The following is a 14030-nucleotide window of genomic DNA, read 5'->3' on the forward strand; positions in this document are numbered from 1 at the left end:
AGGCATTTAATGTTCTGATCAGATCACGAAACGCGTCACGAGGCCGTTGAGGTCGACGGCCAGCCGCGACAGTTCCTGACTGGCAGCAGACGTCTGGGTGGCGCCGGCAGCGGTCTGGGTCGACAGATCGCGGATGGTCACCAGATTTTCGTCGACTTCCCGGGCCACCAGCGCCTGTTGCTCGGCGGCGCTGGCGATGACCAGATTGCGCTGGTTGATCTGCGAGATCGACGCGGTGATTTTCTCCAGTGCATGGCCGGCGCTGTTGGCCCGGCGCAGGGTTTGGCTGGCCTGCTCGGCGCTGTTTTGCAATGCATCGACGGTGGCTCCGGTGCCTTGCTGGATGCTGCTGATCATCAGCTCGATTTCTTCGGTGGAGTTCTGCGTGCGCTGGGCCAGCGAGCGAACCTCGTCGGCGACCACTGCAAACCCGCGTCCGGCCTCACCGGCCCGCGCCGCTTCAATGGCGGCGTTCAGGGCCAACAGATTGGTCTGCCCGGCGATGCCGCGAATCACCTCCAGAACCTTACTGATGTCCTGGGCCTGAGTCGCAAGGCCCTCGGCCTGTTCGGAGGCGCCGAGCACGGCGCTGACCAGTTCCTGAATCGAACTGATGGTCTCACTGACCTGCACATGCCCGTGCTTGCTGTCCTCGTTCGAGGCTTCGGACGCCTCGGCGCTGGACACCGCATTGGCGGCCACTTCATCGACCGCCGTGCTCATTTCAGTGACCGCCGTGGCGGCCTGCTCGATCTGGTCGTTCTGCTGTTGCAGGCCGCGGGTGCTCTGTTCCATCACTGAACTCATTTCCTCGGCGGCGGAGGCCAGTTGTTGGGCCGACTCGCTGATGCCGCGAATGGTCGAGCGCAGATTGCCCTGCATTTCGGCCAGCGCCGTGAGCAACTGCGCCGCTTCGTCCCGGCCGTCGCTGTCGATGCGACCGCTGAGGTCTCCCGAAGCAATTCGCCGTGCCACGTTCAGCGCCTGATTGATCGGCGCGGTGATGCTGCGTGTCAGCAGCCAGGCCAGCAGTAACGTGGCAATCAGGGCGATGACGATGATCGTGGCGACAATCCACAGCGCCTGCTGATACATCGCCGCTGCGGACTTGGCCGCGGCATCCGCGCCCTGCTGATTGAGGGTGATCATCTGCTCCAGGGTTTTGTCGAGCACCGTGCCCTGCGGCGCCAGTTCATTGTTCAGGCGCGTGTAGGCCTGTTCGTTCTGTCCGGCGTCGATCTGTTTGATGATCTGGTCGAGGATGCTCAAGTACTTGGCCGTATCGGCGCTCAGACCTTCCAGCATCGTCTGTTCCTGATCGCTGGTGATCAGGGCTTTGTGGTCGTCGAGGCGCTTGAGCAGTTCCTGGCGTTGCACGGTAAGCAGGCCCTTGCTGCGTTCGCGAACGGCCGCCTGGGTGCTGGTGATCAGGCGCAGGGATTCGAGACGGATGCTGGCGATGTTCGCCGCTGTGTCATGGATGCTTTCGATGCTGGGCATCCACGACTCCTCGATCACCGCCGCGCTCTCGCGCAGGGTTTTCATCTGGCCCAGGCCGAACAGGCCGACCACCACCAGCAGACTGGCCAGAACGGCAAAACACAAACTGGCGCGCAAACCGATACGCAGATTCCGGATAGACATCAATGTGCTCCTTAGGATGAGAGAGAGGATGTCCTCGTGAACCGAGGATCTTGTTGTGAGGCGGGTAATGGCGGGGTGTATATCAAAGTGCCATCATCTTGGTAAGGCCGGACTGACTATTCGAGGCCGCACGAAGTCGGCAGGCGTGGTCAATCAGGGAAAGCCGCGAACTAGAGATGTCGCTGAGCAATTGGATCCCAACCCCAACGAAACCGCGGGCTGGCGCCGGGATGGTCAGAGAGCGGTGCGAGACGTTAATTGACCAAACGGTCGATTAAAAAAACTTTGATAAAAACTGTGTCGCTGTACAACCCGGTCGAGGATTTGGCAGAAATTGCGCTTCTCCTGTCCCCGCTTCCGTGGCTAAGCTCAGGCCTTCGAGCACAGATTCTCCAATTCCCGCAGAGGTCTCATCTATGCCGCAGCAATGGCCAGCCACCGAAATCGCCCGCCTGATCCTCGATGGCTTTGACGATTACCGCGAGCATTTCCGGCGAATCACCGACGGCGCCCGGGAGCGCTTCGAGCAGGCCCGCTGGCAGGACACGCAAACGGCGTCGGCCGCGCGGATCAACCTCTACGAAGAAAAGGTCGGTGAAACCGTCGCCCGCCTGCGCGAATATTTCGAGCCGGACACCTTGATGGACGTCACCTGCTGGCCACTGGTGAAAAGCGCCTACATCAGCATCATCGACCTGCGTTTTGACGATGAGCTGTCCGAGACCTGGTACAACTCGATTTTCTGCAGCCTGTTCAGCCACGACCTGATCAGCGACGGTTGCATGTTCATCCACACGACGCGCCCGAGCCTGCGCCGGGCACGAGCCGCGCAAACACGCACCTATAAACCGCAAGGGCAGATCTCGGGCATGCTCGCGAGCATCTTTGCCGATTACCGCTTCAGCGAGGCCTATGCCGATCTGCCCGGCGACTTGCAGCGTCTGGAAGCGCAACTGCGCGAGAATCTGCCGGACTGGGTGTGCAAGGATCCAGAGCTGAGCGTCGAGCTGTTTTCCTCGGTGCTGTACCGCAACAAGGGCGCGTACCTGGTCGGGCGCATCTACACCAACGACGATCAATGGCCGCTGGTGATTCCGCTGCTGCACCGCGAGGGACGCGGGATTCAGATCGACGCATTGATCACCGACGAAGCGGAGGTGTCGATCATCTTCTCCTTCACCCGTTCGTATTTCATGGTTGATGTGCCGGTGCCGGCGGAGTTCATCGGTTTCCTCAAGCGCATCCTGCCGGGCAAGCACATCGCCGAGCTGTACACCTCGATCGGCTTCTACAAGCACGGCAAGTCCGAGTTCTACCGTGCCCTGATCAATCACCTGGCCAACACCGACGACCAGTTCATCATGGCGCCTGGCGTGCGCGGCATGGTCATGAGCGTGTTCACGCTGCCGGGCTTCAACACCGTGTTCAAGATCATCAAGGACCGCTTCTCGCCGTCGAAAAACGTCGACCGCGCCACGGTGATCGAGAAGTATCGACTGGTAAAAAGCGTAGACCGCGTCGGGCGCATGGCCGATACCCAGGAATTCGCCGACTTCCGTTTTCCCCTGAGCAAGTTCGAGCCGGCGTGCCTGGCGGAATTGCTGGAAGTCGCGCCGTCCACGGTGTCGCTGGAAGGTGAAACCGTACTGATCCGCCACTGCTGGACCGAGCGCCGGATGACGCCGCTGAACCTCTACCTCGACAATGCCAATGAAGCCCAGGTGCGCGAAGCACTGGAAGACTATGGCCTGGCGATCAAGCAACTGGCGGCAGCCAACATCTTCCCGGGCGACATGCTGCTGAAGAACTTTGGTGTCACCCGCCATGGCCGGGTGGTGTTCTACGACTACGACGAAATCTGTTTCCTCACCGAAGCCAATTTCCGCCACATCCCGGCACCGCGCACGCCGGAGGACGAAATGGCCTCCGAGCCGTGGTACTCGATCGGGCCGCTGGACGTTTTTCCCGAAGAGTTTCCGCCGTTTCTGTTTGCCGATACCAAGCAGCGCAAACTGTTCGATCAGTTGCATGGCGAGTTGTACAACGCCGATTACTGGAAGGGACTGCAGGAGGCGATCAGGGCCGGGAAAGTGATCGATGTTTTCCCTTACCGTCGTAAAGGCCTCGATAACGAATAACCTGTTACTGATCGTTCCCAGGCTCTGCGTGGGAACGATCACAGTCAGGCGTAAATCTGCGACAATCGCGTCCTTGCGCCACTAGACGACCGAATTGCGTACCCGATGACCGACGAATCGCCCTCCATCGACAAACTGCTGAAAAACCTCGATCACGCCATGCTCGCCGACCGCCACCGGCTGCGGCGGCAATTGCTTGAGCTGCGCAAGAAACCCGACGAGGCCAAGCTGGCCCAGTGGGTGGCGCGCATGCAGGCGTCCTGCGATCAGGTGCTGGCGCGCAAGGCCAGCCTGCCGGTGATCCGTTACGACGACAGCCTGCCGATTGCGGCCAAGCGTGACGAAATCAAAAAGGCGCTGGAAAAGCATCAGGTGCTGATCATCGCCGGCGAAACCGGCTCGGGTAAAACCACCCAGTTGCCGAAAATCTGCCTGGAGATCGGTCGCGGCCAACAGGGCCTGATCGGTCACACCCAGCCTCGCCGGATCGCGGCGCGCAGTGTGGCCAGCCGGGTTGCCGAAGAGCTCGGCACGCCGCTGGGCGCGCTGGTCGGCTATCAGGTGCGCTTTGAAGATCAGAGCGATTCCAACACCCTGATCAAGTTGATGACCGACGGCATCCTGCTGGCGGAAACCCAGAACGACCGCTACCTCGAACGCTACGACACGATCATCGTCGACGAAGCCCACGAACGCAGTCTGAACATCGATTTCCTGCTCGGTTACCTGAAAACCCTGCTGCCGCGTCGCCCGGACCTGAAAGTCATCATCACCTCGGCGACCATCGATCTGGAGCGCTTTTCCAAGCACTTTGACGAGGCGCCGATTGTCGAAGTGTCCGGCCGCACCTTCCCGGTTGAAACCTGGTATCGCCCGCTGACCCTGGAGCAGGACGAAGAGGGCAACCGCGTCGAGGATGACCTGACCGTAGATCAGGCGATCCTCGCTACCCTTGACGAAATTGCCGCTTACGAGCGCAGCGAGCGTCGCAGTCCTGGCGATGTGCTGGTGTTCCTGCCCGGCGAGCGCGAGATTCGCGACGCTGCCGACATGCTGCGCAAGGCCCAGCTCAAGCACACCGAAATCCTGCCGTTGTACGCGCGCCTGTCGCCGGCCGAACAACAGCGGATCTTCCAGTCGCATCCGGGACGTCGCGTGGTGCTGGCGACCAACGTTGCCGAAACCTCGTTGACCGTGCCGGGCATCCGTTACGTGATCGACAGCGGTACTGCGCGCATCAGCCGCTACAGCTATCGCGCCAAGGTCCAGCGCCTGCCGATCGAAGCGATCTCCCAGGCCAGCGCCAACCAGCGTAAAGGTCGCTGCGGCCGGGTCGAGCCGGGCATCTGTGTGCGCTTGTACAGCGAAGAGGATTTCCTCGGTCGTCCGGAATTTACCGATCCGGAAATCCTGCGCACCAACCTCGCGGCGGTTATTTTGCAGATGCTCCATCTGCGTCTCGGCGAGATCACCGCGTTCCCGTTCATCGAGCCGCCGGACGGCAAGGCGATCAGCGACGGTTTCAACCTGCTGCAAGAATTGTCGGCGGTGGATCGCAACAATCAGTTAACCCCGCTTGGTCGTCAACTGGCGCGCCTGCCGGTGGACCCGCGCATGGGCCGCATGCTGCTCGAAGCGGCGAAGCTCGGCAGTTTGCAGGAAGTGCTGATCGTCGCCAGCGCCATGTCGATTCAGGACCCGCGCGAGCGTCCGCCGGAGCGTCAGCAGGCGGCTGACCAGGCCCACGCGCAGTGGAAGGACGCCGATTCGGACTTTGCTGCTCTGGTCAATCTGTGGCGCGGTTTTGAAGAGCAGCGCCAGGCGCTGACGGCGAGCCCGCTGCGTAACTGGTGCCGCAAGAATTTCCTCAACTACCTGCGCCTGCGCGAGTGGCGCGATTCCCATCGTCAGTTGAGCCTGATCTGCCGCGACTTGCAGCTGAGCCTGAATAAGGAGCCGGCGGATTATCCGAAACTGCACAAAGCGGTGCTGGTCGGCCTGCTCAGCCAGATCGGCCAGAAAACCGAAGACGGCGATTACCTTGGCGCCCGTCAGCGGCGGTTCTGGATTCATCCGTCGTCGGGCATCGGCAAGAAGCGCCCGCAGTGGGTAATGACCGCCGAACTGGTGGAAACCACCAAGCTGTACGCGCGCATGGTGGCGAAGATCGACGCCGACTGGATCGAACCGCTGGCCAAGCACCTGATCAAGAAGAACCACTTCGAACCGCACTGGGAGAAGAAGCGCGGCCAGGTCGTCGCGTTCGAACAGATCACTCTGTTCGGGCTGATCGTGGTCGGCCGGCGACCGGTGCATTACGGCCCGGTGGATCCGGTGGTTTCGCGGGAGCTGTTTATCCGTGAAGGCCTGGTGCGGGGCGAGATTCAGTCACGGGCCAAATGCCTGAGCGCCAACAAGCAATTGCTCGAACAGCTCGACGAACTGGAAGCAAAGGCCCGCCGGCGGGACATTCTGGCCGACGAAGAAACCCTTTACGCGTTCTACGACGCGCGACTGCCGGCGGAGATTCACCAGACCGCAACGTTCGACAGTTGGTATCGGGTCAACAGCCAGAAAGACCCGCAGTTGCTGATCATGCGCGAGGAAGACGTGCTGGCGCGCGAAGCCAGTGAAGTCACCGCGCAGCATTACCCGGACACCCTGCACATCGGCGATCTGGAACTGGCCCTGAGTTATCACTTCGAACCGAACCACCCGCGTGACGGCGTGACCCTGCGGGTGCCGGCGCCGCTGTTGCCGATGCTGCCGCCGGAACGTCTGGAATGGCTGGTGCCGGGGCTGATCGAGGCCAAGTGCATTGCGCTGGTGCGCAACCTGCCCAAGGCCTTGCGCAAAAACTTCGTGCCGGTGCCGGACTTCATCAAGGCCGCGCTGCAACGCATGACCTTTGCCGAAGGTTCGTTGCCGCAGGCGCTGGGCCGTGAACTGCTGCGCATGACCGGCGCGCGGGTCAGCGACGAAGCCTGGGCCGAAGCGGCGCAGCAGGTTGAAAGCCATTTGCGGATGAACCTGGAAATCGTCGATGGCCAAGGCAAGTTCCTCGGCGAAGGGCGGGATCTGGCGGAGCTGACGGCGCGTTTCGCCGAGGCCAGTCAGGCTGCACTGGCTGTGCCGCAGAGTGCGAAAAGTCAGCAACCGGTGGAAGCCAAGGTCTTCGCGCCGGTGGCGGAAAAGACTCAGCAGAAGATTGCCGGGCTGTCGATGACGGTGTACCCGGCGTTGGTGGAAGAGGGCGGCACGGTCAAGGAAGGGCGCTTCTCGACCCCGGCCGAAGCCGAATTCCAGCACCGCCGCGCCTTGCAGCGCCTGCTGATGCAGCAACTGGCTGAACCTGCGAAGTTCCTGCGCGGCAAGTTGCCGGGCCTGACCGAACTGGGCCTGCTGTACCGCGAACTGGGTCGGGTCGATGCGCTGGTGGAAGACATTCTGCTGGCCAGCCTCGACAGCTGCATTCTCGATGGCGAAGACCCGTTGCCACGTGACGGCGCCGGGCTGGCGGCACTGGCTGAGCGCAAACGCGGCAACTGGACCGAGCACGCCGAGCGGGTGGCACGCCTGACCCTGGAAATCCTCAAGCTCTGGCACGGTCTGCAAAAGCGCTTCAAGGGCAAGATCGATCTGGCCCAGGCGGTAGCGCTTAACGACATCAAGCAGCAGCTCAGTCATCTGGTGTATCCGGGCTTCGTCCGGGAAACGCCGATGGTGTGGCTCAAGGAACTGCCGCGTTACCTGAAAGCGGTCGAACAGCGTTTCGAGAAGCTGGGCGCGCAGGTGCAGAAGGATCGAGTGTGGAGCGGCGAACTTGCCGGGCTCTGGACGCAATACCAGACCCGCGTCGCCAAACATGCACAGGAAGGCAAACGTGATCCGCAGCTTGAGCTGTATCGCTGGTGGCTGGAGGAGTATCGGGTTTCGCTGTTTGCCCAGCAGTTGGGAACGAAAGTGCCGATCTCCGACAAACGGCTGAACAAGCAGTGGAGCCAGGTAGAACCCTAGCGAGTGCCTGATTGCTCCCACGCTCTGCGTGGTAGCGCTTCCACGGACGCTCTGCGTCCGCTTTTGGGACGCGGAGCGTCCCTGGCTGCATTCCCACGCAGAGCGTGGGAACGATCAGCAAAAGGCGCCAAAACCTCGGGTTTATGGCAAACTTCGCGCCTATAAACGCCGGCCCCGCGGTTTTGAGCCTTCTCAACCGCGGGCGAGGTCGGAATAAAGCGATGCCAGGTTTTTGCGTCCCTTGATACGGGAATGGACCCTTTGCGTGTTGGCACGTCGGTGCCAGCATTTTCTGCCTGAACAGATTAGAGAAACGACCATGCATAACGTCGTCATCAGCGGCACCGGCCTGTATACCCCGGCCAACAGCATCTCCAACGAAGAGCTGGTGCAGTCTTTCAATACCTATGTCGCCCAGTTCAACGCGGACAACGCCGAGGCCATCGCCAGCGGTGAAGTCCAGGCCCTGACCGAGTCCAGCGCCGCGTTCATCGAAAAAGCTTCCGGCATCAAGAGCCGCTTTGTCATGGACAAGGACGGCATCCTCGATCCTGCGCGCATGACGCCACGCCTGCCGGAGCGTTCCAACGACGAATGGTCGGTGCTCTGCCAGATGGCCATCGGCGCTGCCGAACAAGCCCTGCAACGTGCCGGAAAGACCGCCGCCGACATCGACGGCGTGATCGTCGCCTGCTCCAACCTGCAGCGCGCCTACCCGGCGATCGCCATCGAAGTCCAGGAAGCGCTGGGCATCCAGGGTTTCGGTTTCGACATGAACGTTGCCTGCTCCTCGGCGACCTTCGGCATCCAGCAAGCGGCCAACACCGTGCAACTGGGCCAGGCCCGGGCGATCCTGATGGTCAACCCGGAAGTCTGCACCGGTCACCTGAATTTCCGTGACCGCGACAGCCACTTCATCTTCGGTGATGCCGCCACTGCCGTGATCATCGAGCGTGCCGATCTGGCAACGTCGAAACATCAGTTCGATGTGGTCAGCACCAAACTGCTGACCAAGTTCTCCAACAACATCCGCAACAACTTCGGCTTCCTCAACCGCGCAGCGGAAGAGGGCATTGGCGCCCGCGACAAACTGTTCGTGCAAGAAGGCCGCAAGGTGTTCAAGGACGTCTGCCCGATGGTGGCAGAACTGATCGGCGAGCATCTGGAAGAGAACAAGCTCAACGTCGGTGACGTGAAGCGCTTCTGGCTGCACCAGGCCAACCTGAGCATGAACCACTTGATCGTGCGCAAGCTGCTGGGCCGCGAAGCCACCGAAGAAGAAGCCCCGGTGATTCTCGACACCTACGCCAACACCAGCTCCGCCGGTTCGGTGATCGCGTTCCACAAATATCAGGACGATCTGGCGGCCGGTTCGCTGGCGGTACTGAGCTCGTTCGGTGCCGGTTACTCGATCGGCAGCGTGATTCTGCGCAAACGTTGAGTGGACTCGTTCATGTCCTCTTAATCGCGCTAATCTTTCCTGCATCCGAATCAGCGAGAACGCTGTAACTTTCGGAGACTGCGGCAGGACGTCGCTTCAAGCGACCTCCTGCCGCAATCATTTTCGGGCGGGGAAAAGGGGATTGATGGATGGCGGTTGACGACACACAACTGCTCGAACGGTTGTTGGCAGGCGAACAGAAAGCCTTCAAGGAACTGGTCAGTACCTATCAAAGCCCCATGCGCGCGGTGGCCTACGCGATTGTCGGCCAGCGCCATGTCGAAGAGGTGGTACAGGACGCGTGGCTGTCGGTGGTGCGCAATATCGGCCGTTTCGAGGGGCGCTCCAGCCTCAAGACCTGGTTGCTGACCATCACTGCCAACTCGGCCAAGAGCCGCTACAAACTCAATCGTCGCGAAGTGTTGCTGGATGATCTGCCGTCACCCCACGGCACCATCGACGACGATCGTTTTTCTCCCGGCGACGGCCACTGGCTGGTCGCACCGTTCGCCTGGCACCAGGACACACCCGAAGCGCTGCTGACCGAAGGCGAGCTGCGTGAATGCCTTGAGCACACGCTGTCGAGCCTGTCGCAATTGCAAAGCAGCGTGCTGTCGCTTCGTGAGCGGCAGGGCCTGGAGCTGGAGGAAATCTGTAATCTTCTGGAGATCTCGCTCTCCAATGTCCGCGTGCTGCTGCATCGGGCACGCTTGAAGGTCTTCGCGACCGTGGAGCATTTTGAGGAGACCGGCGAATGTTGACGTGCAAGGAGCAAGTAGCGCGGTCCAGCGATTATCTCGATGGCCAATTGAGCTTTCGCGAAAAACTGATGGTGCGTCATCACCTGATGTTCTGCCGCAATTGCCGGCGTTTCATTCGCCAGATGCGTTTGATGCAGGCGACGTTACGGGCGATGCCGCAAAAGCCGGAAGAGGGCGTGGACGCGCTGGCCGAGCAGTTGGCTGAGCTGCGGCGCAAGCATCGATCCTGAAAACACAGGCTGGCGCGGCCGCAGCGAACGGATGATGGGGATCGCTGCGGCCGCGCCAGTCTGTTGAAGCCTCTTCAAACGATGGAACCTAAGGCACAACCCATCGTTTGAAGTCTGTTGCCGGGTTGCTTAGAACTTCGCTTCCGCGTCCAGCTGCAGGGTGTTGGTGTCTGCATCACGCTGGGTACGGCTGGAGAAGTCGGCCTTGGTCAGGAAGTAAGTCGCACCGATGGCGAAGTTCTTGTCGATGTCGTAACCGACCTTGAACTTGTGGCCACGGGAACCGGTGGTACCGTTGGCGAAGTCCGAATCGGTGAAGGCGCCGACCACAGCGTTGCGCTGCACGTCACGATAGTTGTAGTCGAGGTTCAGGCCGAAGACTTTCGACTTGGCACCCACCAGCCATGCGGTGTCCTGATCGGTCACTGCATCGTTGTTCTTCACGTACTGACCGTAGAACGACAGCGGCATTGGCAGGCCGCCGATGTCGACCTGGCTGAAGCCTTCGTACAGACGGAATTCGTTGTTCGCCGAGTTGCCGTTGACGGCCAGGGCGCACGGCGTGGAGGTGCCGGTGCAACGGCTGTCTTCGTCGTTCTGGTAGGCGTAGACGCTGCCGCCCAGGGTCAGTTTCAGGTTGTCGGTGATGGCGAAGCGGCTACCCAGCTGGCCGGCGGTCAGGCGCAGGTCGTGACGGAATTGCACGCCGTCGCCGTCGACGTTGTCCTTGAGGTTGTAGTTACCCAGGCTGCCGAACAGCTCGACGCTGCTGCCCAATGGATACTTGTAGGTAACGGCCAGACCTTCCGGGTTGATGTCGCTGTCCCAGATCACGTCGCCCATGCTCACCCACGGTTGCAGCATCTTGCCGCCGATGATGTGCAGGTTCTTGATCTGGTCCGGGTGGTAGTCGATGTAGCCGAGGTCGAGCCAGATCTGCTTCTTGTCGAAGTAGTTGTCCTGGTCCTGGTTGGTCGAACGGGCGTCGTCGCCGCCGCCGGTGGCGATACGGATGCCGGTGTCGACTTGCGGGTTGATCTCGGTGTAGGCACCCAGACGGGCACGAATGCGCTGGCGATCCTTGTCGCGGCCACCGTTGTTCGGTTCGCCGTCGATCTTGATGGTCTCCTGACGAATACGCACGTCGCCCTTGAACTGGGTCTTGGCGGCCCAGGCCAGTTTCTGGTCGAAACTGCTGAGCTCGTTGGTTTTCTTCGCGGTCGCCGCGATTTGCTCGTTGGTCTCTTGCTGCGCCTGCTGCGCGATTTGCTGGGCCTTCTGATCCTTGGCCAGTTCTGTTTGCAGTTCAACGTACTGCGCCTGGGAAATCGAACCGTTAGCCTTGAGCATGTCGAGCAGTTTGGCGTCGACTGCGGCACTGGCCGGTACACTCATGGCCAGCAACAGGCCACTGCACAGGGCCGCCGCAGTTTTCGTGGAAGCAAGACGCATAGCAATCTCCGAAGATGAGAGGGGATGGCTGAACCATCCTGGGCACAACCGACGGTTTGACGGTCGGAAAACAGTGTCCGGGTAGAACCCGGCGCTCTAAAAACAGGCGCCAGTATCGCGATGGTTTATGACAGAGCAGTGGCGCGATGATGGCAGGTTGATGACGATGCAAAGCTGCCGTGAACTATTGAGCTAGAGCGCTGTCGCGCATTTGGTCGTGTGCAAGGCCAGGCCGATCAGCGATACTCGCCGGGCGTTCACGCCCGAAAGTGGAGAGGAAAATGCCGCTGCAACGTCTGCACAAACTGTCGGAAATTCCTGCGTCCGACTGGGATGTTCTGGTACCGCAAAACCAGCCGTTTCTGCGCCATGCCTTTCTGGCTTCGCTGGAGGACAGCGGCAGCGTCGGCCCGCACACGGGCTGGCAGGCGGAGCATCTGCTGCACGTTGAAGCGGGGCGCGTGATCGCGGCGCTGCCCGGTTATCGCAAGTGGCACTCCTATGGCGAATACGTGTTCGATCACGGCTGGGCCGATGCCTGCGCCCGGGCCGGCATCGATTACTACCCCAAGTTCTTGAGCGCCGTGCCGTTCAGCCCGGTCAGCGGTCCACGGTTGTTGGCGGCAAATGTCGAGGACGGATTCGAACTGCTCAAGAGCCTGCCGGGCTATCTGGAAATCGAAGAGCTCTCCAGCGCCCACATCAATTTCACCGACGCGTTCACCGATGCCGCCATGGCCGGGCAGCCGGGCTGGCTGCAACGCATCGGCTGTCAATATCACTGGCAGAATCGCGGCTACCGCGACTTTCAGGACTTCCTCGACGTGCTCGCCTCGCGCAAGCGCAAACAGATGCGCAAGGAGCGCGAGCAAGTGGCGGGGCAGGGCTTCGAGTTCGAATGGCTGGAGGGGCGCGAGCTGGACGAGGCGCAGTGGGATTTTGTCTACGCCTGCTATGCCAACACCTACGCAGTGCGCCGGCAGGCGCCGTACCTGACCCGGGAATTCTTCAGTCTGCTGGCCGAGCGCATGCCGGAATCGATTCGCGTGGTGCTGGCCCGGCAAGGTTCACGGCCGGTAGCGATGGCGTTCAGTCTGGTGGGCGGCGACAGTTTTTACGGACGCTATTGGGGATGCCTCGCCGAGTTCGACCGGCTGCATTTCGAGACCTGTTTCTACCAGGGCATGGACTATGCGATTGCCCAGGGTTTTCAGCGTTTCGATGCCGGTGCCCAGGGCGAGCACAAACTGATTCGTGGCTTTGAACCAGTGATCACCCATTCCTGGCATTACCTGCGCCATCCCGGTTTGAAAGCTGCGGTCAAAGACTTCCTGCACCAGGAGCGCGCCGGTGTTCTGGCCTATGCCGAAGAGGCGAGGAACGCCTTGCCGTATCGGCAAGCCTGATCCTCGCCGGCCCCCTCAGCTGTCTTCCTTGCCGAGCCAGCGATAGAGCACGCCGCCGACCACCGCACCGAGCAGCGGCGCGACCCAGAACATCCACAGCTGCGCGATAGCCCAGCCGCCAACCATCAGCGCCGGGCCCGTGCTGCGGGCCGGGTTGACCGACGTGTTGGTGACCGGAATCGAGATCAGGTGGATCAGCGTCAGGGCCAGGCCAATGGCGATCGGTGCCAGTCCTGCCGGGGCGCGCTTGTCGGTGGCGCCGAGGATGATCACCACGAACATGGCGGTCATTACCAGTTCGGTGACGAAGCCTGCGGCCATCGAATACTTGCCCGGCGAGTGCTCGCCATAACCGTTGGAGGCCAGGCCGTTGGCGACTTCGAAGCCTTCCTTGCCACTGCCGATGTAGACAATCAGCGCCGCCGCGAGAGTCGCCCCGATCACCTGGGCGATGATGTAGGCGGGCAACTCCTTGGGCGGGAATCGACCGCCAACGGACAGACCGACCGACACCGCCGGGTTGAGGTGGCAGCCGCTGATGTGGCCGATGGCAAATGCCATGGTCAAGACCGTCAGCCCAAACGCCAGGGCGACCCCCAGCACGCCGATTCCCAATGGTGAAGACGCGGCGATTACCGCACTGCCGCAACCGCCCAAAACCAACCAGAACGTACCCAACAACTCAGTAACTGAACGTTTGAACAGAGACATGAGAGAGTCCTTGATAGACGTGCTATCGAGACTGGATCGAGTGGTGCTTCCCTGCAGATTTACGACAGGTTCCGTTCCGGAGCCTTGGCTCAGTACAGCAGGGTTTGTGCGGATTTCCAGCAGGCGATAAAAAACCGCCAGGGCCCGTGGTTAAAGGGCTCTGGCGGTTTTATCTCACGTTGATCGTTCCCACGTCGAGGCGTCGAACCGTCCGCGTGGGAATGCAGCTC

9 protein-coding genes are annotated in these 14030 nt (G+C 61.1%); 6 read left to right on the forward strand and 3 right to left on the reverse strand.

The window, feature by feature from the left end:
• Positions 1–18: 18 nt before the first annotated feature.
• The gene (locus CAF79_RS24125; protein WP_085700636.1) at positions 19–1644 is read right to left on the reverse strand and encodes a methyl-accepting chemotaxis protein; all 1626 of its coding nucleotides are present in this window, start codon (positions 1642–1644) and stop codon (positions 19–21) included.
• Positions 1645–2060: 416 nt separating this feature from the next.
• Here CAF79_RS24125 and aceK point away from each other — a divergent pair, with 416 nt between their 5' ends.
• The 5 genes from aceK (at position 2061) to CAF79_RS24155 (ending at position 10231) form a co-directional block, all read left to right on the forward strand.
• Positions 2061–3782, forward strand: a complete 1722-nt coding sequence (aceK, locus tag CAF79_RS24130) for a bifunctional isocitrate dehydrogenase kinase/phosphatase (protein ID WP_085700637.1) — start codon at positions 2061–2063, stop codon at positions 3780–3782.
• 105 nt (positions 3783–3887) lie between these two features.
• Positions 3888–7799, forward strand: coding sequence for an ATP-dependent RNA helicase HrpA (hrpA, locus tag CAF79_RS24135; RefSeq protein ID WP_085700638.1), 3912 nt, complete (start codon positions 3888–3890; stop codon positions 7797–7799).
• 319 nt (positions 7800–8118) lie between these two features.
• Complete coding sequence (locus CAF79_RS24145; RefSeq protein ID WP_085700640.1) at positions 8119–9240, forward strand: beta-ketoacyl-ACP synthase III; 1122 nt, start codon at positions 8119–8121, stop codon at positions 9238–9240.
• A gap of 149 nt (positions 9241–9389) precedes the next feature.
• Positions 9390–10001: an RNA polymerase sigma factor gene (locus CAF79_RS24150; RefSeq protein ID WP_085700641.1), complete on the forward strand. Its 612-nt coding sequence runs from the start codon at positions 9390–9392 to the stop codon at positions 9999–10001.
• Positions 9995–10231 carry an anti-sigma factor gene (locus CAF79_RS24155; RefSeq protein ID WP_085700642.1) on the forward strand — a complete coding sequence of 79 codons (237 nt, stop codon included), beginning with the start codon at positions 9995–9997 and terminating at the stop codon, positions 10229–10231. The genes CAF79_RS24150 and CAF79_RS24155 overlap by 7 nt, the downstream gene beginning before the upstream one ends.
• 129 nt (positions 10232–10360) lie before the next feature.
• On the opposite strand, the gene CAF79_RS24160 is transcribed toward CAF79_RS24155, so the two are convergent.
• Positions 10361–11683 carry a putative porin gene (locus CAF79_RS24160; protein WP_085700643.1) on the reverse strand — a complete coding sequence of 441 codons (1323 nt, stop codon included), beginning with the start codon at positions 11681–11683 and terminating at the stop codon, positions 10361–10363.
• A gap of 281 nt (positions 11684–11964) precedes the next feature.
• On the opposite strand from CAF79_RS24160, the gene CAF79_RS24165 reads away from it, so the two are divergent.
• Positions 11965–13089, forward strand: coding sequence for a GNAT family N-acetyltransferase (locus CAF79_RS24165; protein WP_085700644.1), 1125 nt, complete (start codon positions 11965–11967; stop codon positions 13087–13089).
• A gap of 15 nt (positions 13090–13104) precedes the next feature.
• Here the strand turns inward: CAF79_RS24165 and aqpZ are convergent, their stop codons facing one another.
• The gene (gene aqpZ / locus CAF79_RS24170) at positions 13105–13800 is read right to left on the reverse strand and encodes an aquaporin Z (protein WP_085700645.1); all 696 of its coding nucleotides are present in this window, start codon (positions 13798–13800) and stop codon (positions 13105–13107) included.
• Positions 13801–14030: the final 230 nt, after the last annotated feature.

The organism is Pseudomonas sp. B26(2017), assembly GCF_002113045.1.
Taxonomy (GTDB): domain Bacteria; phylum Pseudomonadota; class Gammaproteobacteria; order Pseudomonadales; family Pseudomonadaceae; genus Aquipseudomonas.